Below are 21618 nucleotides of genomic sequence, written 5' to 3'. Positions count from 1 at the left end.
ACAAGGCCACCAACTATGCCCGCCGTGCGATCTGGCTTCGGCGGCATGGAATGCTGGGTCATAACGCCAGCCAAAACCGCAAGGGTATGACGTGACAGAGAAGAATGTGATTTGCATTAAATGGGGAACAGCATTCGGCCCCGAATACGTCAATCGGCTGTATCGCGGCGTTCGGCGGCATATTTCCGGAGACTTGCGCTTTCTTTGCGTCACCGACGATAGAGCAGGGATAAGACCTGAAGTTGAAATTGTTCCCCTGATTTCTGAGCCTTTCCATGCAAGCATGATGGAGGCACTTGCTCAAGCTCCGCGTCAATGCCCTATCCAAAAGATAACCCTTCGCCGACCCGATCTTGTCACTGACCTTAGGGGGCCACTTCTCTCACTCGATATAGATGTCGTTGTAACAGGCGGGCTTGATGACCTTATGGAATACGCACCCCACAAGGTTGCGATGCGCCGAGTTTGGAGCAGACCTTCCCGCCGGATCGGCTTGGCAAACAGTTCGGCGGTACGTTTTGATCCAACACTCCACCATTATCTCTATGAAACCATGGCGCGTGATCCATGGGTCGAAGTCATGAAAGCGCACGGATCCGAACAGTCTTACGTTTCTTGGACTGCAAAGGAACATGGCGATTTGGCTTTATTTCCTGATCAATGGTGCGCCAGTTTCAAGTATAATTGTCGACCAACGCGACCTCTAAACCTTTTTCTGGCACCTCGCTTGCCACCTGATGCGCGTCTAGTCTTCTTTCATGGCCGTCCAAAGATGGAAGAGGCCGTCAGCGGTTACCGAGCAGGGCCTTTGCACTCTACCCGTCCTGCATCATGGTTGACCGAGGCATGGCGGGATGACCCATGAAAAAATCCCTCCTCTTCGTCACCGGCACGCGCGCAGACTTCGGCAAGCTGGAACCGCTGGCTGGCGCTGCGCGGGATGCGGGGCACAGGATCGATTTCTGGGTTACCGGCATGCACATGATGGAGCGCTACGGGCTGACCAAGCTCGAGGTGGCGCGCATGCCCGGCGTCGGTGTGCATGAATTCGCAAACCAGTCCGAAGGCGATCCGCAGGACCGCATCCTTGCCACCACGATGCTGGGCTTTTCCGATTTCGTCGCCCGTCACAAGCCCGATCTGATCATCATCCACGGCGACCGGATCGAGGCGCTCGCCTGCGCGCTGGTGGCTGCCACGAACTACATCCGCTCGGCCCATATCGAGGGCGGCGAGGTCTCGGGCACCATCGACGAGATGCTGCGCCACTGCAATTCCAAGCTGGCGACCTGTCACTTCGTCTCGTCCGACGATGCGGCCCGCCGCCTGCGGGCGATGGGCGAGGACCCCGCCGCGATCGAGATCATCGGCTCGCCCGAACTTGACTTCCACGCCGGGCCTTCGGGCGTCACGCTGGATGCGGTGCGCGCCCGCTACGAGATCACGGCACAGGACTATGGCATCTGCACCTTCCACCCCGTCACCTCCGAGACCGACACGATGGCCGCGCAGGCCGATGCGCTGTTTTCGGCGCTGGACGCCTCGGGGCGGTCCTTTGTGGTGATCGCGCCGAACAACGATCCGGGGTCGGACGCGATTTTCGCGCGGATCGACCGGCTGCCGCCCGACAGGTTCCGCGTGCTGCCTTCGATGCGCTTTGCGCATTTCTCTGAGTTGATGAAGAATGCCGCCGCCATCGTCGGCAATTCCTCGGCGGGCGTGCGCGAGGCGCCGTTTCTGGGGGTGCCGTCGCTTGACGTCGGGACACGGCAGACGAACCGGTCGTTGGCACCATCTGTCTTTGCCGTCGCCGCCACCGATGCCGCAGGGATCGCAGGCTTCCTGCAAGGCGAATGGGGGAAACGCTATCCGCGCCACGCAGGCTTTGGCACCGGTCAGGCCGCACAGCGTTTCGTCGGGATCGTCGGCGATCCGCTGTTCTGGCAACGCGGCATGCAGAAACGGTTCCATGACGTCTGAGACTCGCAAGCCGCGCGCGCCGCTGACGCTTGGCCTGCGTCTGGCCCTGCTGGCGGAATACGGCGTTTTGCCCTTTGCAAGGCGGCATCTTCTGGGCAGGCGCGCGCGCGGCAAAGAGGACCCGGACCGCTGGGCCGAAAAGCTGGCGCAGGGGCAGGCCGAAAGGCCGGACGGCCCGCTGGTCTGGCTGCATGGTGTCGGTCTGGGCGAGGTTCTGGCCCTGCGCGGGCTGGTCGCGGCCCTCGGACGGCACAGGCCCGACCTGCATTTTCTTGTGACATCATCCAGCTTTTCGGCAGGCACGGCGATAGAGCGCAACCTGCCCGATCGCTGCCGGCACCAGTATCTGCCGCTGGATTTGCCGGGGATCGCAGGGCGGTTCCTTGACCATTGGCGGCCCGACCTTGCGGTCTGGACCGATCAAGAGATCTGGCCGCGCCTTGCCATGCAGCTGCAAAGGCGTGGCATCCCACAGGCCATGGTCGCAGCACGGCTCGCCAAGGGCTCGGCGGCCAGCCGTGGGCAATTCACATCATTCTATCGCGGCCTCTACAGGTTGCCCGACATGATCGAGGCGCAGGACCAGCATAGTGCCGAGGTGCTGGGGCAACGGGCGGGGCGCAAGGTGGCCGTCACGGGGTCCCTGAAACCCGCCGCCGCGCCGCTTGCCCCTTCCGCTGCGCATGACACGATCGCCGCGCATCTTGCGGGGCGCGACATCTGGCTGCTGGCCTCGAGCCATCCCGCAGATGAGAGCATCGCCCTTGCGGCGCAGGCGGCAGTCTGCAAGGCGCATCCCGCGCCCCTTCTGATCATCGCGCCGCGTGATCCGCGCAGGGGGCCCGAGATCGCCGCCACTGCGCAGGGCAGGGGGCTTGCCACCTGCCTGCGCACCACGCTTGCGGATATCGGAACGCAGGTCTGGGTCGCCGACAGCTTTGGCGAACTGGGGACTTGGTATCGTCTGGCCCGCGTTGCCCTGATCGGCGGCAGTTTCGACGACACCGAAGGCCACAACCCGTGGGAGGCAGCCGTGCTCGATACCGCCATCCTGCACGGACCGCGCACGGCCAATTTTGCGGCGGACTATGCGCGCCTTGCCGCGGCAGGTGCCGCGCGCTGCGTGACCACCGCGGCGGATGTCTGCGCGACACTGGCCGACCCCGGCTTGGGACGGCTTGCGGACAAGGCCCGCGCCGAAGCCGCCATCGCCGCACAGGCCGTCGACGGTATCGCGGCGCGGCTGATCGACCTGATGGAGCAAGGATGAAACCCCGCCCGCCCAGCATGCGATTGTTCTTCGCCGCCTATAGCCTGCTCTGGGCTGTCGTCCTTCCCCTCGTGCTGGTCTATTTCTTGCGACGTGGCCGCAAGGACCCGCTCTATGCCCGACACCTTGCGGAACGGTTCGGGACCGTGCCCGCCCCCTTGCCCGGTGCCGTCTGGGTCCATACGGTCAGCCTTGGCGAATTCCGGTCGGCGGTGCCGCTGCTCATGGCGCTTCTGGCGCGCGGCGAGAGGCTGCACATCACCTGCATGACACCCGCCGGCAGGCGCGAGGCCGAGACGATCCTCGCCGACCGGATCGCAAGTGGCGCAGCGATCGTCACATGGCTGCCGCTTGACATGGCATGGACCTGCCGCCGCTTCCTGAAGGCCGCGCAGCCCAAGGCCGGCATCCTGATGGAGATGGAGTTCTGGCCGCGCCTGATCGAAACCGCCGACCGGCTGGGCGTGCCGGTCTTCTTCGGCAATGCGCAATATCCCGAAAAGACCTTTCAGCGGGACAACCGCATCACGCGCCCCTTGGGCCGCGCCATGGGGCTTGCGGCGGGGGCGATGGTCAAGTCGGACCTGCAAAGGGAAAGGTTCTCGGCAAGGGGTGTCGCACCGGTTCATGTCACCGGCGAGCTGCGGTTCGACCAGCCCGTGCCCGCGCATCTGGTCAGGGCAGGGCAGGCGCTGCGTGAAAGCCTGCATGCCGCCGCCCGTCCTGTCGTCACAATCGCCAGCGCGATCGAAGGCGAGGACGACCTGCTGGCCGCCGCGATCCGCATGACGCGCGAACTGCAGCCTGAGACCCTCTTCGTCTATGTCCCGCGCGCGCCCGAACGCTTTGACAGGGTCGCCGCGATCCTGCAGGATGCGGGTCTGGCGGTCTTGCGCCGCTCGGACGCGCTGGGTCCGGACCTTGGCCCGAAAGGCGATCTGCCCGACGATGTGCAGGTCCTGCTTGGGGACAGCATGGGCGAGATGTATGCCTATCTTGCCATGGCCGACCGCGTGATCGTCGGCGGCGGCTTTGTGCCCAAGGGCGCGCATAATATCTCTGAACCACTGGCCCTTTCGAAACCGGTCTGGGTCGGCGCCCATATCTGGACTATCGCATACCCCGCACAAGAGGCGCTGGCCGCTGGCGTCTTGCAGATCCTGCCCAATGATCCCGCAAAGATCGCGGCGGCGATGACCACCGGTCCGGCCGCACCTGACGATGATGTGCGGGCCTTCTTTGCGGACCATGCCGGGGCCTTGGACAAGACGCTGGCCGCCTTCGATGCGCTGATGCGGGGGGCCGCTAGCCCAGACGCTGCTTCATCAGCGCCTCGACCATGACCCAGTCGAAGGGCGTGTCGATATCAAGGCTGCGTTCGGGCGGGACAAGATAGGGTATGACCCGCCCCTCGTAGATGGTCCTGGCCTTGCGCAGGTAAGCCGGATCAAGCACGTAGACGACGCCCACATGATCATAGACCGTCGGCGCATTCTGCCGCGCCCAGATGCCGCCGGGCAGGGATTTCGACACCCGCAGCGCCCCGGTCTCGTCCGGTTCGACCATGTTGAAATAGGGGTTCTTGCGGCTTTCGCAGCAGGACATCACCATGTCGGGCCGTTCGCTGGCAAAGAGATCTAGCGCCCCGTCCACATCCTCGGGCAGGCGCAGCGGAGACGTGCAATCAAGATCGACGAAGGTCGTGACCGCCTGTCCCAACTGCGCTTGCGCCGCATCGAGCGCATGTTGCCAGACCCCCCATTTGGGCGCATCATCCGTGGCAAGCGCGGCAGGGCGCAGCCCGATATCCAATGCCCCCTTGGCTATCGCATGGGCATACATCGTCTGGCAATCCGTCGAGACGACCACCGCGTCGATGCGCGGGGTCTCCAGCAGCAGATCAAGCGACCAGTCCAGCACGGGCTTGCCGCAAAGGTCCTTGAAGTTCTTTCCCGGAACCCCCTTGCTGCCTTTGCGTGCCCCGATGTGGCCAAGTATCATGCCGATGCCCTACGTTGTTTCGGCGTCACGGTGCCCGCGCGATCACCGCGACAATCGATTCTTTGAGAAGCGAAAGATAGGCTTCAAGGTCTTCGATGGTCTCGGAGAACAATTTGGCGCGGTTGCACGACTTGTCGAAAAAGACGGCGATCTGCTCGGGCGTCCGACCGCCTTGCGAGACATGCTCTGCAAACATGGCGGCGAGTATCTCTTGCCGGCGGCGCGTCGCGGCATTGCTCGTCGCCTTCGAGTGCGCGCCAAGCCCCTTTTCGAAGTCGGCGACATCCGGCATCCTGCGGAAGAGCTCGTAGAACGGCAGGACCGCGACGGAGTAGAAGACGTCGATCTTGTCGCCAAGCGAGGTCTGTTGCGCAAAGCCTGTCTGCAACGCCTCTTCCACGCGCTTTGCCGAATAGGCGATTGCGGCGGCGAAAATCCCGTCCTTGTCGCCAAAACGGTCATAGAGCGTCTGTCGCGAAACAGCCGCTTGGCGCGCCAGCTCATCCATGGTGGTGCGCTTGATGCCGTAGCGGCTGACGACGCCAATCACGGCATCGAGGATCGGACCTTCATCGACTTCCATGACGACCCCCTTAATATGGCGGTTGCCTGAAATCCAGATCAAAGAACTTGACATTTATACGCAGATCGTAAATCCATATGGCAGCGGTCGATAGCTGTGGAGGACGCGAGAATGCAGATGACAATCAACGGCACCGCCCATCAGATCGAGGCCGAGGCGGATACGCCGCTTCTGTGGGTCTTGCGCGATCATGTCGGCCTGACCGGAACCAAGTATGGATGCGGCATCGCGCAATGCGGTGCCTGCACGGTGCATATCGACGGTCTTGCCGCCCGTGCCTGTCAGGTGCCTGTCGGGACGCTGGAAGGCGCCGATGTCGTCACGATCGAGGGATTGGCCGCGCCTGAGACCTTGCATCCCGTCCAGGAGGCGTGGATCGAAACGCAGGTCGCCCAGTGCGGCTATTGCCAGTCCGGCCAGATCATGCAGGCGGCGGCGCTTCTGGCCGATGATCCCAACCCCTCGGATGAAACCATCGACGCGGTCATGTCCGGCAATCTCTGCCGCTGCGGGACCTATGTGCGGATCCGCGCTGCGATCCGCCTTGCGCAAGCCAAAATGGGGGCCTGATCCATGTCGCGTCTGGGAACATTCACACGTCGCACCTTTCTCGTCGGCACCGCGCTTGTCGGCGGCGCTGCGGTCTTCGGCACCTATGCGGTCGCCCGCCCGCATCCCAACCCGCTTGACGAAGACCTTGCCGAGGGTGCGGTGGCCTTCAATCCCTGGATCAAGATCGACAGCGAAACCATCACGCTGATCACCCCGCATGCCGAAATCGGTCAGGGGGTCGAACACATGCAGGCGATCCTGATGGCGGAAGAGCTTGATCTCGATCTCGACCAGTTCGTCACCCAAGCCGGTATGCCCGCCGCCGCCTATTTCAACGGCGCTTTCGCGCTCGAGGCTGCAGAGGTCCTGTCCGCCACCGTTCCGCTGCCGGCCACCGTCCTGCACGCGATGCTGTCGCCTGTCTTGAAGCTGGCCGGCATGCAGGGCACCGGCGGGTCCACATCCGTGCCTGACAGTTGGATCAAGCTGCGCGCAGCCGCCGCATCCGCCCGCGAGACGCTCAAGCTGGCGGCGGCGCAGGTGCATGGCGTGGATGCAGCAAGTCTCGCGACCGAAAGCGGCGCTGTCATCCTGCCGAACGGCGCGCGCATCCGCTATCAGGACCTGGCCGCGACGGCGGCGGGCATCGCCCCGGTGCAGGACGTCAGCCTGCGTCAGCCCGACCAGTGGCGCTATATCGGTCGCCCGACGGAACGGATCGACATGGTCGCCAAATGCACAGGCACGCAGGTCTACGGGATCGACGTGACCGCGCCCGACATGGTCTACGCAACCCCCGTGGTGAACCCGCGCAGGGGCCCAATGCTGAGCTATGACGCCAGCGAGGCGCTGGCCGTTCCCGGTGTCCGCGATGTGGTCGAAATCACCAATGGCGTGGCGATCATCGCAGATGACACCTGGGCCGCGTTCAAGGGCGCCCGCGCCATGCGCTTTGACTGGGGGCCTGCCCCCTATCACGCCGAACAGGACGACCATTGGGCCGAGGCCGAGGCCTCGTTCACCGATGACCGCTTTCAGGCCGCCTGGCGGAACGATGGTGACGTCGAAACCGCGATTGCCACCCCTGCGGTCGAGGCTCTTTACCGCGCGCCCTATATCGCGCATCAGCCGCTTGAACCGCTGGGTGCCCTTGCGCTTGTCACCGACGACCGGATCGAGGTCATCGCCGGGCACCAGCAGCCGACCCAGGTGAAGCCGGTGCTGGCGCAGGTCACCGGTGCGCACACGCCCGATCAGGTCGTCTTTCACAACCAGCATTCCGGCGGCTCCTTCGGTCACCGGCTGGAGTTCGAGTTTCTCAGACAGGCGGTCGAGGTCGCCAACCAGATGCGCGGCACGCCGGTCAAGCTGACCTATAGCCGTGAAGAGGACTTTGCTCAGGACTTCCCCCGTCACCTTGCCGTGGCAAGGGGCACGGGCGCGGTCGCCAATGGACAGGTCACGGCGATTTCGCTGGACGTGGCGGGGGGGTCCGTCTTTGCCTCGCAGATGCCGCGGGCGAACCTTCCGACACCACCCGGTCCGGACAGCCAGATCACCGCCGGCACGTTTTCGGCACCCTACGGGAATGCGGTGAACTTCAGGGTGCGCGGCTATGCGGTGCCAAATCTTGCTCCCAGTTCCAGCTGGCGCGCCGTCGGCGCCTCGTTCGGCGGTTTCATGATCGAGACGCTGGTGGACGAATTGATCCACGCCGCAGGTGCCGACCCCGTTGCGGAACGCCTGCGCCTGATCGACGATCCGGTGTCACGGCAGGTGCTTCAGACCTGCGCCGAGATGGCGAACTGGTCCGGACCGGACCGCGGCAACGGCCGTTTCGCCGGTGTCGCGCTGGTCCATAGCTTCGGCGTGCCCTGCGCCGAGATCGTCGAGGTCGAGATGACGGACCGCGGGATCAAGCTGCACAATGTCTGGGCCGTGGCCGACCCGGGGACCGTCGTCGACCCGGTCAACATCGAAAACCACATCCAGGGCGGTGTGGTCTGGGGTCTTGGCCATGCGATGAATTCCGAGATCACCTATCGCGACGGCATGGCCGAACAAAGCAACTATCATGCGGCCGAGGGGATGCGTCTCTATCAGGCGCCCGCGATCCATGTGCGCACGCTGCAAAACAACCTGCATATTCGCGGGATCGGCGAACCGCCGGTGCCTCCGGCCTTTCCCGCGCTCGGCAATGCGATCTTTGCGGCGACCGGCCTGAGGCTGCGCGAAACGCCGTTCAACAAGTTCGTGGATTTCGTGTGAGGCGGAAGGAAGCCATGAGAACGCCCCGCGTTCTTCCTGTCGCTGGCGCCGCCTGCGTCGTTGCTGGGCTGGCCTTGTCCGCATGGGCGGAAGGCCAGAACGTGGTCATCGCCCCGCCCGCGTCCGCGACACTCGACGAAGGTCTGGCGGCCTTCGATCGCATCTATGAGGTGACATCGCACCCGCGATGCAGCAATTGCCATGTCGGCGCCGACAATCGTCCGATGTGGTCCGGCCCGTCCTATGGACGCCCCCGTCCGCACGGCATGAACATCAACGCGGGCGAAAGCCGTTTCGGCGCGGAAACGCTGCAATGCTCTGCCTGCCATGCCTATAATGAACAGGCCAACGACATCCCGCATGCGGCCCCGCAGGTTGCCATGACCTGGATGTTGCCACCGGTCGAGGCCGCATGGTTCGGCAAGAGCGCGGCCCAGATCTGCAACCAATTGCGCGATCCGGACCGCAACGGGGGGCGCGACATGCTGGATATCGCAGCGCATCTCGATCACGACCTGATCCTGCATTGGGCCTGGACCCCGGGAGGCGGCCGCGCGCCTGCCCCCTACAGCCTGCAAGAGCACGTCAACGATATCCTGATCTGGGGCGTCGCGGGCATGCCTTGCCCCGAGGAAGGGTAAGATGCAGCTGGCAGGTTATTTCATTCTGGTCAGCGCCGCACTGCACGTCGCAGGCGTGGCGGTGGCGGGCTTTGCGGCGGGTTCGCTCGTCCTCTTGGTGCCGGCGGCGCTTTATGTGCTGTTCTATGCAGGGCTGGCGCGCAGGCTGATCTGGGTCGCATGGATCGCGTTCATCGCGATGTTGGGTGGCAGCATGGGGGCGATTTCGGAACTCTACGCCGCGTCACCGGTCCCCGACTGGGTATTCGCCGGCATCCTCGGCGCAGACATCTGCGCAGCGATCCTGCTTTTCGGCGCAATCTGGCGCGGACGGCCCGCCTCGCGCGCCTAGGCGGGCGGCCGGGCGGACCGGGGCGAGATGCAAGACCTGCTGCCGGACATCTCGGCCCGATGCCGCAAAGGCGCAGATCCTGTTGTGGGGGCTTGCAAGCGCGAGAACGGATGGTCACCGATCACCAGTCAGCAGCCGATCCATGATGGCGGAGACGAAGGGATTCGAACCCTCGAGACGGTTTCCCGCCTACTCCCTTAGCAGGGGAGCGCCTTCGACCACTCGGCCACGTCTCCGAGGCGGGGTCTAGCAGGAACGTGTTCTGGATCACAAGGGAAAATTGCCGGGGAAAATTGCCTGCGCCGACACATCCTTGGGCTTGGCCCGAAGGGTCGCCCGATCCTGCCTGTCGCGGCATTGCGAAAATCGTGAAAATCATATAGAACAAAACAGGAACACATAGCGGATTCGGTGTCAGGTGAATGGGTGTGCTTGCGATGCAGACAGGGTTGGCAGGGCAGGGGGTGACCCCCGCCCCGATGCCCCATACGCTGGCCGAAGTTTTCCCAAGCCACCCCGCGGATGCCAGCGCCACGGCCTTCATGCTGTCGCGTCTGCCCAGAACCGGCGCCCCGATCCTCTGGGTGCAGGACCGGCTGTCGCGCAAAGAGGCGGGGCGCCCCGCGCTTGCCGGGATAGGCCTGCAACACCCTGTGATCATGGTGGACCTGTCGCGGGCCGCGGACGTGCTCTGGGCGATGGAGGATGGCTTGCGCTGCCGCAGCTTGGCGGCGGTGGTGGGCGAGGTCTGGGGCGATCCGCCCGCCCTCGACTTCACCGCGACCAAGCGCCTTGCCATGCGGTCCGAGGCGGCGGATGTCCCCTGCTGGCTGATCCGGCGCGCGGCGTCACCGGATCTCAGCGCGGCGCGCGACCGCTGGCGCATCGCCAGCCTGCCTTCCGCCACGCATCCGCACGACGCGCAAGCCCCCGGCGATCCGCGCTGGGCGCTGGACCTTTTCCGCTCGCGCCGGTCCAAACCCGGCCAATGGGTGGCGACGTATGAGCGGGCGGCGGATCGTCTCCATCTGTCTGCCGCAACTGGCGATGGAACGCTGGACAAGGCTGATGGAACGGCAGGGGAACGCGCCGCCGGATGACATTCCCGTGGTGCTGGCGCGCGAGGGGCAGCATGGGCCGGTGATCCATGCGGCCAACCGCAGGGCGCGGATGGACGGGGTGAACCCCGGCGCGCGCGTCGTCGATATGCGCGCGATCTGTCCGGAATTGCAGGTCGAATACGCCGATCCTGCAGGGGACCGCGCGGCCCTTGACCGGCTGGTTCTCTGGGCGCGGCGGTTCTGTCCCTGGACAGCGCGGGACGGGGATGACGGGATCATCCTCGACACCACCGGCGCGGATCACCTTTTCGGCGGCGAGGCGGCGATGCTGGTCGAGATCGAGACGCAGCTTTCCCTGCTGGGCCTGAGCGCACGGCTGGCGGTGGCACCGACATGGGGGGCGGCATGGGCGCTCGCGCGGTTCGGGCCGGTGCGCAGCATTTGCAAGGCAGACGAGGCTTACTTCAAACTTGGCCCGCTGCCCGTGGCGGGGCTGCGGCTGAATGCGGATACGGTGCTGCTGCTGCGCCGTCTGGGGCTGAAAACCATCGGTGCGGTGATGGATGTGCCGCGCCTGTCGCTGACCCGCCGCTTCGTGAAAGCGGGGCTGGCGGCGAACCCGCTGCTGCGCCTCGATCAGGCGCTGGGGAAACTGGCGGAACCTGTCTCCAGCCGTGACGCACCGCCCGTGATCCGCACGATGGCGCGTCTGGCCGAGCCGATCCTCGATCCCACCCCGCATCTGCCGGGATTGTGCGCGGACCTGTGCGACCAGCTCAAGGCCGCCGGTCTCGGCTGTCGTGCCTTGCATCTGGTGGTCTATCGCACCGATGGCGATGTGGCGGATGTGACCGTGCGCACCTCGGCCCCGACCCGTGATCCGGCACATCTGCACAGCCTTTTCCGCGACAAGGTCGACCGCATCAACCCCGGGTTCGGCTTCGATCTGATCACCCTTGCCGCCGGCGATGTAGAGCAAATCGCCGAACGCCAGACCCGTCTGGATGGCGAGAGCGACGATGACCTGCACCTGACCCGCCTGATCGACCGGCTGAGTGCGAAATTCGGCCCCCGCGTGGTCACACGGCCCGTGCTGCATCAAAGCCATATCCCCGAGCGGGCCGAAGGGGCGCTCGCGGCCCTCACGGATGCGCCCGCCGATCAGGCCGCGGTGGTCAAGGAACGCCCCCTGCGCCTGCTGGATCACCCCGAAGAGGTGCGCGTGCTTTACGCCGTCCCCGAAGGCCCGCCCGCGCAATTCGTCTGGCGGCGGCGGACGCATCGTGTCGCGCGCTATGCAGGCCCCGAACGGATCGCGCCCGAGTGGTGGAAAGACCGCCCCGGCACGCGGTTGCGCGATTACTTCAAGGTCGAGGATGCGGCGGGACAACGGCTCTGGCTTTATCGCGAAGGTGTCTTGGGCGACGGGCGCGGGGCAGAACCGCGCTGGTTCGTGCACGGGTTTTTCGGATGAGGGGGCGAACGCGCAACACTGGCCACAATCTGGTTCGGGCCCAAAGGCCCGGACCGCGCCCGACCCTCCCCCCGGGAGGGCGCACTGCGTGCACCCTGTGCTATCGCACGCTGCGGCCTCAAAAGGTCCACTGGACCTTTTGCAAGACGGCCTTCGCCCCAGGGTCAGGCGCGGTCCTTGCGCAGGTCTGCCATGCCTGAAAACGACCACCAGCACCCCCGCCGCAGGCTGGAGGATGAGGATTTTCCCCCCAACCCCCGCGCGCCCTTTGTCGAGCTTGGGATCACCACCTGCTTTTCCTTTCTGCGCGGGGCGTCCGATGCCGTGGACCTAGTGGCGACCGCCCATGCGCTGGGCTATGACGCGCTTGGCTGCGCCGACCTGAACACGATGGCCGGTGTCGTCCGCATCCATGCCGAAGCCTCCAAGGCCAGGATGCGCCCCCTGATCGGCTGCCGTCTGCAACTGGTGACGGGCGAGGCCTTCCTTGCCTACCCCCGCGACCGCGCGGCCTACGGGCGGCTGTGCAGGCTGCTGTCCAAGGGCAAGATGCATGACATCGACGGGGCGTGGCAGGCCAAGGGCGTTTGCGACATCACGCTGGACGATCTGGCGCGGCACTGCGACGGCGTGCAGTTGATCGCCATGCCCGGCGACGATCTGAACCATTTCGCGGCGGGCTTTCGTCGTCTGAAACGGGCGCTGCCGACGCTGAAACATATCGCGGCCAGCTACCTCTATCGCGGCGAAGACCGCGCGCGGATCAATCGGCTGGACCAGCTTGCCAGGTCACATGGCCTCTCGATCCTCGCCACCAATGACGTGCATTACCACGCCCCCGACCGGCGACCCTTGCAGGATGTGATGACCTGCATCCTGCACAAGACCACGATCCACAAGGCGGGGTATCTTCTGGATGCCAACGCCGAACGGCACCTCAAATCCCCCGCGCAGATGGTGAAGCTTTTCGCGGAATGGCCCCATGCGATCCGCGCGGCGCGGGATGTCGCCGATGCCTGCGATTTCAACCTCACCGAACTGGCCTACGAATACCCGCAGGAAACCGTGCCCAAGGGTTACACCGCGCAGGAATACCTCGAACTGCTGACGTGGAAGGGTGCGGCGCGGCGATACCCCGAGGGCGTGCCCGATGACATCAAGATGGTGTTGGGCAAGGAACTCGCCCTGATCGAAAAGCTGAACATCGCGCAGTATTTCCTGACCATCGAACAGATCGTCGATTTCGCGCGGAACCAGACCAAGCCGGAAATCCTCTGCCAGGGGCGCGGATCGGCGGCGAATTCGGCGGTCTGCTATGTGCTGGGGATCACCGCGGTCGATCCCAACAAGAACGACCTGCTGTTCGAGCGGTTCATCAGCGAGGAACGGAAAGAACCCCCCGATATCGACGTCGATTTCGAGCATGAACGGCGCGAAGAGGTGATCCAGCATATCTACGACAAATACGGCCGCGACCGTGCCGCCCTTTGCGCCACCGTCATCCACTACCGCCCGCGCATGGCGGTGCGCGAGGTGGGCAAGGTCATGGGGCTGTCGGAAGACATCACCAGCGCGCTGGCCAAGACCATCTGGGGCTCTTGGGGCCGCGAGATCGGCGCGCGCGAGGCGGCCGAGGCAGGGCTGGACCTGAACGACCCGCTGATGGCCCGCACGATCAAGCTGGCCGACCAGATGATCGGGATGCCGCGCCATCTGGGCCAGCATGTGGGCGGGTTCATCCTGACCGAGAGGAAACTGATCGAGACGGTCCCCGTCGGCAATGGTGCCATGCCCGACCGCAGTTTCATCGAATGGGACAAGGACGATATCGACGAGCTGCGCATCCTCAAGGTCGATGTGCTGGCGCTGGGGATGCTGACCTGCATCCGCAAGGCCTTCGATCTGATCGACGCGCATTATGGCAAACGCTTCACGCTGGCCAATATCCCGCAAGAGGATCCGGCCGTCTACGACATGCTCTGCCGGGGTGACAGTCTTGGCACCTTTCAGGTCGAAAGCCGCGCGCAGATGAACATGCTGCCGCGCATGAAACCGCGCGAATTCTATGACCTCGTCATTCAGGTCGCCATCGTCCGCCCCGGTCCCATTCAGGGCGACATGGTGCATCCCTATCTGCGCCGCCGCAGCGGGGTAGAGCCGACAGAATACCCCTCTCCCGCGCCGCCGCATGATCCTGACGAATTGCGGAAAGTTCTGGGGCGGACCCTTGGCGTGCCGATCTTTCAGGAACAGGCGATGAAGATCGCCATGGTCGCGGCCGAGTTTTCCACCAAAGAGGCCAACCAGTTGCGCAAGGCCATGGCCACCTTCCGCTCACGCGGCGGGATCGAGAAGTTGCAGGACAAGATGGTCAGCCGGATGATCGACCGCGGCTATGACGCGGCATTCGCGCAACGCTGTTTCGACCAGATCAAGGGCTTTGGCAGCTACGGCTTCCCCGAAAGCCATGCGGCGAGTTTCGCGCATCTGGTCTATGTCTCGTGCTGGATCAAATGCCATTATCCGGATGTCTTCTGCGCGGCCCTGCTGAACGCGCAGCCGATGGGGTTCTACGCCCCCGCCCAGATCGTCCGCGATGCGCGCGCGCATCAGGTGATCGTGCGCGGGGTGGATGTGAACTATTCCGACTGGGACAATACGCTGGAACCGCTCGGGCGGGGTGTCTTTGCGGTGCGGCTGGGGTTGCGCCAGATCGACGGGATGCGCGCGGCGATGGGGCAGCGGATCACAGAGGCGCGGGTGCAGCCCTTCGCCGACCTCAGGGACCTGAAAGAGCGCGCGAAACTGGACGCGGGCACCATCCGCAGGCTGGCGGCGGCGGATGCGGCGCGGTCGATGGGGCTGGACCGGCGGCAGGCGCTTTGGGATGCGCGCGCGCTGCGCGATGCGCCGGACCTGCCGCTCTTTCGGGACACGCGGGACGAGGGGGCCGAGGTCCGCTTTGCGCTGCCGCAGATGCCCGTGTGCGAGCATGTGGTGGCCGACTACCAGACGACACGCTTGTCGCTGAAGGCGCATCCGATGGCCTTCCTGCGCCGCAGCATGGCCAGACAGGGCTATGCGACGGCCCGCAGCCTCGACCAGATGCGCAACGGCCAGCGGGTGAAACTGGCGGGGCTTGTCCTGATCCGCCAGCGCCCGGGCAGCGCCAAGGGCGTCTGTTTCATCACGCTCGAGGATGAGACGGGTGTCGCCAACCTCGTCGTCTGGCCCAAGGTGATGGAGGCTTACCGCAAGGTCATCATGCGCGCGCATCTGATCGACGTGCGGGGCTATCTGCAAAAGGATCAGGACGTGATCCATGTGGTGGCGACCGATCTGGTCGACCGCAGCGATGCGCTGGAGCGGCTGAATACCGATGCCCGCATGGATGCGCCCCTCGCCCGCGCCGACGAGGTGCGCCGCCCCGTCCCGCAGGACCGGCGCGGCGGACATCCGCGCGATGCGCGGGTGATCCCCAAGTCGCGGGATTTTCACTGACGCCAGCACGACAGACCCGGCGGCCCTGTCTGGGGCGGCCCGGCGCAATCATGTAAAGCTGGCAGAGATCAAGAGGGGGCGGGCCCGCCGGAAACGGTTCCTTGCCGGCAGGGGTGTCAGTCCCCACCGGTCTTTCGCGCGGCCCTGACGGGCAAAAAGCGAAACCTGATCTTGTCGGGGTGTGGTTGCACCCCTGGCTTGGATATCCGAGGGCAAGATTGCAGCGCAAAACTTGCCATCGTGCAAAGCCACCGCGCGGTGGGTGTCAGGGATCGCGGTTCTGGTCCAGAAACTGCCGCAGTGTCTGCAATTGCGGCAGAAGGGCAAAGATCACCTCATCCCCCAAATCCGCACGAATTCTGGCGATCGGCGCGGCCATGGTCGCGATCGCCGCCGCGCGCGCGGCACGCCCGGTCTCGGTGAGCCGCACCACCTTGCTGCGCCCATCGGTGGGGTTCGGTTCCATCGTGATCAGCCCGCGCTTTTCCAGACCCGCCAGCGTATGCGTCATCGTCGTCTTGGGCACCTGAAAGGCCGATGCGATGGACAAAGGCGTCCGCCCGTCGCCCAGCCGCACCAGATGGTTCAGCACCGCGAAATGCGGAACCTGCAGGCCGTCGGGCAGCCGCGCCTGAAACAGGGTGCTGCCCAACTGGTTGATGATTCCGATCTCGTTGAAGACCGCAAACATGGCCATGTCCTGCTCGTCCATCTGTCCCTCAGATCAGTTTCGCCTCCAGCGGCCAGCGCGGGCTGCGGTTCACGGCGATACCATAGCCCAACCGGCAGAGCATTTGCACGGTCTCTCCGTCGCGGGCGAGCATCTGGTGGACGCGGGCGTAATGCGTGGCCATCTCGGGGTATTCCTGCAAGGCCTGGCTCAGCGGTTGGAAGGCCACGCCGCGCGCTGTTGCCGCAAGGTTCAGCCGGACCCAGTCGCGGCCTGCGTTGATCTGGTCTTCGCGGGTATTGCCCCGTGTGGTCATCCAGATGTGCCCCATGGCCGAATTTGTGGTCGCCATCTGGGCCGTAATCCCTTGCGTGTAGACGGTGGATGTCGTGTCCAGTGCGGCCTCGCGCGTCATCATGCCGAAAGTGCCAAGAACCTCGAACATCGGGCCGGAAAGGTCGATGCCGTCGGGGTTTGCCTCGACCTCGGCCTTGCCGATCCGGAAGAGGTCCACGCTCTCCTTGTAGGTATGCGGGGTCTCGAGTTCGATCATCAGCGCCTCCGAGGTCAGCGCGCGCAGGGTGGCGATGCTGTCGTCGGCAACGCTGCCGTCGACCCGGCCAAAGCGGGCGGCGGCGGCAATCTGGCTGACGGCCTCGGGCGGAACGGCCCGCGTCACGTCAAAAGGTTCCTTGTTCGAGCGGCGCGCGAAGATATGCCGGAACAGCGGGTCTTTTGCGACATTCGGATCGGCGCGGAAGCTGGCAATCGCCACGGGCCGCCCGTCGAGCGCTGCGGCATCGCTGCCTTCGGGGAAAACCTGAAGATCGACGGTGTAACCGTCCTCGGCGGCGGCCATGACCATCACTTCGAGAAAACATCCAAGGCCAATGGTGATCTGGCGGCTGAAAGGGTCGGTGTGCGGCAGCAGGCGATCGGTGTCGACGGTCAGCACAACGGTGTCGGGCTGCGACAGGTCCACCATCCAAGGCTGCCGGTTATGCGGATTGGGCGCGAGGATTGCGTAGGACAGCGCGTGCTTGCGCGGTTCGTCATAGATCACGCCCGCCTGATCCCAAGGGGCAAGGGCAGCCGCCGGTGTGCGCGAGGCGATGGTGGCGACAGAGGCGGTGGCGGCGACGATGATGCCGCCTCCGGTCAGGGAAAGAAATTTGCGACGGTTCATTTTCGATTCTCCATATAGTGCGATGTCGAACTAATTAGTGCGATATGGAACTATATGCAAGCACCAAAGCAAAAATCACTGGTCAGGGCGGCCGGGGCTTGCCACTCTGGGGCTGACATCACAGCAGCAGCCGGACGCCGATGCAGTTCAACCTCAAACAGCTCGAGGCCTTCGTCTGGGTGGCCGATCTGCAAAGCTTTCGCGGCGCTGCGGAACGGTTGAACACCACACAGCCCAATATCTCGGCACGGATCGCCAAACTGGAAAGCGCGGTCGGGACCAGCCTGATGAGCCGCGATTCCGGTGTGGTGCGGCTGACCGCGAAGGGGCAGGAATTGCTGCGCCACGCGCGCCGCGTGCTGGATGCGACCGATGGCTTTCTGACGGCGGCGGATCGCAAGGCGCTGACCACGGGCACCCTGCGCCTTGGCGTGACCGAGATGATCGTCCACACATGGTTGCGCCGCTATCTGCGGGCGCTGAACCACAGGTTTCCGCGGCTGACGGTCGAGGTGACGGTCGATTTCTCGGTGCATCTGGAAAAGCTGCTGGCCGAAAGGGCGCTGGACCTTGCCTTGCAGAACGAGCCCTTCGCCAGGGCCTTCGGCGGCGTGGTCGAGGTCGGGGCCTATCCTCTGGTCTGGCTTGCGGCACCCGGTTTGACCCGGGACCGGACCCTGTCGGATGCGCTCTTGACGGCGCAGCCGATCCTGACCCATGCCCGCGATACGCGGCTCTATGATGAAATCGCCGCGCATCTTGCCACCCGCCGCGAGATCGCGCCGCGTCTTGTGCCCTCGACCAACCTTGCCCTTTGCCGGACGATGGCGCTTGACGGTCTGGGCCTGACGGTGCTGCCCGAGGCGATGGTGGCAGAGGACCTTGCCGAGGGACGGCTTGTCAGGCTGGCCTATCCGTGGGTGCCCGAGCCGCTGCACTTTTTCGCCCGCTACGATGCCGACCGTGCGCCCCGCGCCGTGGCCGAGGCAGCGGGACTTGCGGCCGAGATCGCCCGATCATGATTTGTGATCAATTTGATCATATCAAATAATTGGATTTGATCGAAAGCCAAAGATAGCCTGCCTGCAATCAACGGAGGCATCATGGCCCATCACACCCGATTAGGCGTCGATATCGGCGGCACGTTCACGGATGTCGTGCTCGAGGTCGGCGCGGCGCAATTCTCGACCAAGGTGCTGACGACCTATGCCGCACCCGAGGATGCGATCATCGACGGGATGCATCAGGTCTGCACCAAGGCAGGCGTAGCACCCGCGCAGATCGGCCAGATCATCCATGGCACGACGCTGGCCACCAATGCGCTGATCGAAAGGCGCGGGGCCAGGACCGCGCTGATCACGACCGAGGGCTTTCGCGACGTGATCGAGATGCGCACCGAAAGCCGGTTCGAGCAATACGACCTGAACCTTGTGCTGCCCGAACCCCTTCTGCCGCGCCAGCATCGCTTTACCGTCAGGGAACGGGTCGGCGCCAGCGGCGATGTGCTGATCCCGCTGGATAGGGCAGAGGTCGAGGCCCTTGCCGATCACATCCGCTCTTACGGGTTCGAAAGCATCGCCATCGGCCTGATGCATGCCTATCTGAACCCCGCGCACGAGCAGATGATCCGCGAGGTGCTGGCACAGGCGCTGCCCGAAGTGATGATCTCGATCTCGTCCGAGGTCTCGCCGCAGATGCGCGAATACGAGCGGTTCAACACGACCGTCGCCAATGCCTATATCAAGCCGCTGATGAAAACCTATCTGGGCCGTCTCAAGGGGCGGCTGGCGGATGAGGGGGCGGCGTGCCCGATCTTCCTGATGCACTCGGGCGGGGGGATCATCAGCATCGAAAGCGCTGCGGACTTTCCCGTGCGTCTGGTGGAATCGGGGCCTGCGGGGGGCGCGGTCTTTGCCGCCGACATCGCGGGGCGCTTTGGGCTGGACAAAGTCTTGTCCTTCGACATGGGCGGGACCACCGCGAAAATCTGCCTGATCAAGAACCAGACACCCAAGACCGCGCGGGTCTTCGAGGTGGCGCGAACCTACCGGTTCAAGAAGGGCTCGGGCATGCCGATATCCATCCCCGTGATCGACATGGTCGAGATCGGGGCAGGCGGCGGCAGCATCGCCCATGTGGACGGGATGCGCCAGATCAGGGTCGGCCCTGAAAGTGCGGGATCCGAACCGGGGCCTGCCTGCTACGGGCGCGGTGGCGCGCGCCCTGCGGTGACGGATGCCGACCTGACCTTGGGCAAGCTCGATCCCGACAATTTCGCGGGCGGGTCCATCAAGCTGCACGCCGACCGCGCGAAGACCGCGCTGGATGCGCTGGGCGCGCCGCTGGATATGGACGCGCTGACCGCAGCCTTCGGCGTGGCCGAGGTGGTGGATGAAAACATGGCCAACGCCGCCCGTGTCCATGCCGTCGAGAATGGCGAGGATCTGGCCGATTACACGATGATCGCTTTCGGGGGCGCGGCACCTCTGCATGCTGGGCGCTTATGTGAAAAGCTGGGGGTCAAACGCCTGCTTGTCCCCACAGGCGCGGGCGTCGGTTCCGCCATCGGCTTCCTGCGCGCGCCCTTCAGTTTCGAGGCGACACGCAGCGTCTACATGAAGCTGTCGCATTTCGATGCGGGCGTGGTGAAAGACCTGCTGGCCACCTTGCAGGACGAGGCCACGGGCTTTGTGCGCACCTGCGATGCGACCGCGCCGATCGAGGCCCAATTCAAGGTCTATATGCGCTACACCGGGCAGGGCTGGGAAATCCCGATCTCGTTGACCGCAGCACAGGCTGCCGACCCCGATGCCGCGACTTTCCAGCAGCTTTTCGAGGCCGACTATACCATGCTCTTCGGGCGCACGGTGGCGGGGATGGATATCGAGATCACGGTCTGGGCGGTCAATGCCACGACCGCCGCCCATCCCGCCCCGGACGCTGATCGGGGGCCTCGCACCACCATACATGCGGTCCCGGATCAGGTCCGGGACGGGTGGGGTTGCCGCCAGCTTTTCGATCCGGTCTCGGAAACCCTGACCGCGGCGGCCGTCGTCTCGCGCGCCGGCCTTGCCGCAGGCGACACCGTCGCAGGCCCCGCCCTGATCACCGAGGATGAAACCACCATCGTCGTCCCCGCCAGCCGCCGCGCCCTCGCGCGGGCCGACGGCACCATCGACATCACAGAGGTCACACCATGAGCAGCGTTGCCTATCAGGTCATGTGGAACCGCCTGATTTCGGTGGTCGAGGAACAGGCGCAGGCGCTGGTCCGCACCGCCTTTTCCACCTCGGTCCGCGAGGCGGGGGACCTCTCGGCGGGGGTTTACAATGCCGCGGGCCTGATGCTTGCCCAGGCCGTCACCGGCACCCCCGGTCATGTCAACGCCATGGCCGACGCCGTCGCGCATTTCATCCGCCGCATCGGGCGCGAGAACATCCGCGAAGGCGACGTCTACATCACCAACGACCCATGGGAGGGGACGGGCCACCTGCATGACATCACGGTTGTCAGCCCATCGTTCTACAAGGGCCGCCATGTCGGTTTCTTCGCCTGCACCGCCCATGTCGTCGACATCGGCGGGCGCGGCTTCGGGGCGGATGCAGCCAGCGTCTATGAAGAGGGGCTTTATATCCCGATCATGAAATTCGCCGATCAGGGCCGGGTGGATGAAACACTTGTGCGGATCGTGCGCGGCAACGTGCGCGAACCCGATCAGTTGGTCGGCGATATCTACGCGCTGGCCACCTGCAACGAGATCGGCGACCGCCGCCTGCGCGAGATGTTGGAGGAATTCGCGCTGGATGATCTCGAAGGGATCGGTGATTTCATCCTGTCCAACTCGCGCCGGGCGACGCTGGAAAAGATCGCGGCCCTGCCGCGTGAAACGGCGACGGGCGCGATGCGGATCGATGGCTTCGCCACGCCGATCGATCTGAAGGTGCGGCTGACGATTGCAAGGGATCATCTGCTTTGCGATTTCACGGGCACATCGGGTATCGACAAAAAGGGCATCAACGTGCCTTTGGTCTATACCAAGGCTTACGCCTGCTATGCGCTCAAATGCGCGATTGCGCCGGAAATCCCCAATAACGCGGCCT

General features: G+C 64.7%; 18 protein-coding genes and 1 tRNA gene. 14 read left to right on the top strand and 5 right to left on the bottom strand.

The window, feature by feature from the left end; all coding sequences use genetic code 11:
- Nucleotides 1-91 precede the first annotated feature (91 nt).
- The 4 genes from V7N12_RS09235 to V7N12_RS09220 are packed head-to-tail and all read left to right on the top strand — an operon-like array spanning nucleotide 92 to nucleotide 4593.
- Nucleotides 92-865, top strand: a complete 774-nt coding sequence (locus V7N12_RS09235) for a glycosyl transferase (RefSeq protein WP_333714212.1) — start codon at nucleotides 92-94, stop codon at nucleotides 863-865.
- Nucleotides 862-1980, top strand: coding sequence for a UDP-N-acetylglucosamine 2-epimerase (neuC, locus tag V7N12_RS09230; RefSeq protein ID WP_333714211.1), 1119 nt, complete (start codon nucleotides 862-864; stop codon nucleotides 1978-1980). Before V7N12_RS09235 ends, neuC begins: the two co-directional genes overlap by 4 nt.
- On the top strand, nucleotides 1970-3250 hold the full coding sequence (locus tag V7N12_RS09225; RefSeq protein ID WP_333714210.1) for a 3-deoxy-D-manno-octulosonic acid transferase: 1281 nt from the start codon (nucleotides 1970-1972) through the stop codon (nucleotides 3248-3250). The genes neuC and V7N12_RS09225 overlap by 11 nt, the downstream gene beginning before the upstream one ends.
- Nucleotides 3247-4593: a 3-deoxy-D-manno-octulosonic acid transferase gene (locus V7N12_RS09220; protein WP_333714209.1), complete on the top strand. Its 1347-nt coding sequence runs from the start codon at nucleotides 3247-3249 to the stop codon at nucleotides 4591-4593. Before V7N12_RS09225 ends, V7N12_RS09220 begins: the two co-directional genes overlap by 4 nt.
- On the opposite strand, the gene V7N12_RS09215 is transcribed toward V7N12_RS09220, so the two are convergent.
- Nucleotides 4556-5251 carry an acylneuraminate cytidylyltransferase family protein gene (locus V7N12_RS09215; protein WP_333714208.1) on the bottom strand — a complete coding sequence of 232 codons (696 nt, stop codon included), beginning with the start codon at nucleotides 5249-5251 and terminating at the stop codon, nucleotides 4556-4558. The genes V7N12_RS09220 and V7N12_RS09215 overlap by 38 nt on opposite strands.
- 25 nt (nucleotides 5252-5276) lie before the next feature.
- The gene (locus V7N12_RS09210) at nucleotides 5277-5834 is read right to left on the bottom strand and encodes a TetR/AcrR family transcriptional regulator (RefSeq protein ID WP_333714207.1); all 558 of its coding nucleotides are present in this window, start codon (nucleotides 5832-5834) and stop codon (nucleotides 5277-5279) included.
- 111 nt (nucleotides 5835-5945) lie between these two features.
- Between V7N12_RS09210 and V7N12_RS09205 the strand changes: the two genes are divergently transcribed.
- The 4 genes from V7N12_RS09205 to V7N12_RS09190 are packed head-to-tail and all read left to right on the top strand — an operon-like array spanning nucleotide 5946 to nucleotide 9626.
- Complete coding sequence (locus V7N12_RS09205) at nucleotides 5946-6404, top strand: (2Fe-2S)-binding protein (protein ID WP_333714204.1); 459 nt, start codon at nucleotides 5946-5948, stop codon at nucleotides 6402-6404.
- Between the two features lie 3 nt (nucleotides 6405-6407).
- Nucleotides 6408-8654 (top strand): xanthine dehydrogenase family protein molybdopterin-binding subunit, encoded by a 2247-nt coding sequence (locus tag V7N12_RS09200; protein ID WP_333714203.1) that lies wholly within the window; start codon nucleotides 6408-6410, stop codon nucleotides 8652-8654.
- A gap of 14 nt (nucleotides 8655-8668) precedes the next feature.
- Nucleotides 8669-9295 (top strand): hypothetical protein, encoded by a 627-nt coding sequence (locus V7N12_RS09195; protein WP_333714202.1) that lies wholly within the window; start codon nucleotides 8669-8671, stop codon nucleotides 9293-9295.
- Between the two features lies 1 nt (nucleotide 9296).
- Nucleotides 9297-9626 carry a hypothetical protein gene (locus tag V7N12_RS09190; protein WP_333714201.1) on the top strand — a complete coding sequence of 110 codons (330 nt, stop codon included), beginning with the start codon at nucleotides 9297-9299 and terminating at the stop codon, nucleotides 9624-9626.
- A 146-nt stretch (nucleotides 9627-9772) separates the two neighbouring features.
- On the opposite strand, the gene V7N12_RS09185 is transcribed toward V7N12_RS09190, so the two are convergent.
- Nucleotides 9773-9862 (bottom strand) — tRNA-Ser (locus V7N12_RS09185).
- 201 nt (nucleotides 9863-10063) lie between these two features.
- Here V7N12_RS09185 and V7N12_RS09180 point away from each other — a divergent pair.
- The 3 genes from V7N12_RS09180 (at nucleotide 10064) to V7N12_RS09170 (ending at nucleotide 15662) form a co-directional block, all read left to right on the top strand.
- Entirely contained in the window at nucleotides 10064-10726 is a 663-nt protein-coding gene (locus tag V7N12_RS09180) for an ImuA family protein (protein WP_333714200.1), read from the top strand.
- Nucleotides 10695-12161, top strand: coding sequence for a Y-family DNA polymerase (locus V7N12_RS09175; protein ID WP_333714213.1), 1467 nt, complete (start codon nucleotides 10695-10697; stop codon nucleotides 12159-12161). Before V7N12_RS09180 ends, V7N12_RS09175 begins: the two co-directional genes overlap by 32 nt.
- Nucleotides 12162-12353: 192 nt before the next feature.
- Entirely contained in the window at nucleotides 12354-15662 is a 3309-nt protein-coding gene (locus V7N12_RS09170; protein ID WP_333714199.1) for an error-prone DNA polymerase, read from the top strand.
- 265 nt (nucleotides 15663-15927) lie between these two features.
- On the opposite strand, the gene V7N12_RS09165 is transcribed toward V7N12_RS09170, so the two are convergent.
- Together V7N12_RS09165 and V7N12_RS09160 are read right to left on the bottom strand one after the other, a co-directional pair.
- On the bottom strand, nucleotides 15928-16374 hold the full coding sequence (locus V7N12_RS09165) for a MarR family winged helix-turn-helix transcriptional regulator (RefSeq protein WP_333714198.1): 447 nt from the start codon (nucleotides 16372-16374) through the stop codon (nucleotides 15928-15930).
- Nucleotides 16375-16381: 7 nt separating this feature from the next.
- A complete protein-coding gene (locus V7N12_RS09160) occupies nucleotides 16382-17518 on the bottom strand; it encodes an Acg family FMN-binding oxidoreductase (RefSeq protein ID WP_333714197.1) in 1137 nt (378 codons plus the stop codon).
- 140 nt (nucleotides 17519-17658) lie between these two features.
- On the opposite strand from V7N12_RS09160, the gene V7N12_RS09155 reads away from it, so the two are divergent.
- The 3 genes from V7N12_RS09155 to V7N12_RS09145 form a co-directional block, all read left to right on the top strand.
- Complete coding sequence (locus tag V7N12_RS09155) at nucleotides 17659-18540, top strand: LysR family transcriptional regulator (RefSeq protein ID WP_333714196.1); 882 nt, start codon at nucleotides 17659-17661, stop codon at nucleotides 18538-18540.
- 81 nt (nucleotides 18541-18621) lie between these two features.
- Entirely contained in the window at nucleotides 18622-20718 is a 2097-nt protein-coding gene (locus V7N12_RS09150; RefSeq protein WP_333714195.1) for a hydantoinase/oxoprolinase family protein, read from the top strand.
- The coding region (locus tag V7N12_RS09145) for a hydantoinase B/oxoprolinase family protein (protein ID WP_333714194.1) at nucleotides 20715-21618 on the top strand (904 nt) is incomplete at its 3' end. The genes V7N12_RS09150 and V7N12_RS09145, both read left to right, overlap by 4 nt.

The organism is Yoonia sp. (genome assembly GCF_036770585.1).
Taxonomy (GTDB): Bacteria; Pseudomonadota; Alphaproteobacteria; order Rhodobacterales; family Rhodobacteraceae; genus Yoonia.
Note: the sequence above shows the minus strand (reverse complement) of the source record. Positions and strands in the feature narration are given on the sequence as shown.

Excerpts from the sequence above, each read along its gene's own strand:
- neuC (WP_333714211.1), top strand. The coding sequence starts at position 862 with ATGAAAAAATCCCTCCTCTTCGTCACCGGCACGCGCGCAGACTTCGGC.
- V7N12_RS09180 (WP_333714200.1), top strand. The coding sequence starts at position 10,064 with ATGCAGACAGGGTTGGCAGGGCAGGGGGTGACCCCCGCCCCGATGCCC.
- V7N12_RS09215 (WP_333714208.1), bottom strand. The coding sequence starts at position 5,251 with ATGATACTTGGCCACATCGGGGCACGCAAAGGCAGCAAGGGGGTTCCG.
- V7N12_RS09200 (WP_333714203.1), top strand. The coding sequence starts at position 6,408 with ATGTCGCGTCTGGGAACATTCACACGTCGCACCTTTCTCGTCGGCACC.
- V7N12_RS09160 (WP_333714197.1), bottom strand. The coding sequence starts at position 17,518 with ATGAACCGTCGCAAATTTCTTTCCCTGACCGGAGGCGGCATCATCGTC.
- V7N12_RS09155 (WP_333714196.1), top strand. The coding sequence starts at position 17,659 with ATGCAGTTCAACCTCAAACAGCTCGAGGCCTTCGTCTGGGTGGCCGAT.
- V7N12_RS09225 (WP_333714210.1), top strand. The coding sequence starts at position 1,970 with ATGACGTCTGAGACTCGCAAGCCGCGCGCGCCGCTGACGCTTGGCCTG.
- V7N12_RS09205 (WP_333714204.1), top strand. The coding sequence starts at position 5,946 with ATGCAGATGACAATCAACGGCACCGCCCATCAGATCGAGGCCGAGGCG.
- V7N12_RS09220 (WP_333714209.1), top strand. The coding sequence starts at position 3,247 with ATGAAACCCCGCCCGCCCAGCATGCGATTGTTCTTCGCCGCCTATAGC.
- V7N12_RS09150 (WP_333714195.1), top strand. The coding sequence starts at position 18,622 with ATGGCCCATCACACCCGATTAGGCGTCGATATCGGCGGCACGTTCACG.
- V7N12_RS09165 (WP_333714198.1), bottom strand. The coding sequence starts at position 16,374 with ATGGACGAGCAGGACATGGCCATGTTTGCGGTCTTCAACGAGATCGGA.
- V7N12_RS09210 (WP_333714207.1), bottom strand. The coding sequence starts at position 5,834 with ATGGAAGTCGATGAAGGTCCGATCCTCGATGCCGTGATTGGCGTCGTC.
- V7N12_RS09190 (WP_333714201.1), top strand. The coding sequence starts at position 9,297 with ATGCAGCTGGCAGGTTATTTCATTCTGGTCAGCGCCGCACTGCACGTC.
- V7N12_RS09175 (WP_333714213.1), top strand. The coding sequence starts at position 10,695 with ATGGAACGGCAGGGGAACGCGCCGCCGGATGACATTCCCGTGGTGCTG.
- V7N12_RS09195 (WP_333714202.1), top strand. The coding sequence starts at position 8,669 with ATGAGAACGCCCCGCGTTCTTCCTGTCGCTGGCGCCGCCTGCGTCGTT.
- V7N12_RS09170 (WP_333714199.1), top strand. The coding sequence starts at position 12,354 with ATGCCTGAAAACGACCACCAGCACCCCCGCCGCAGGCTGGAGGATGAG.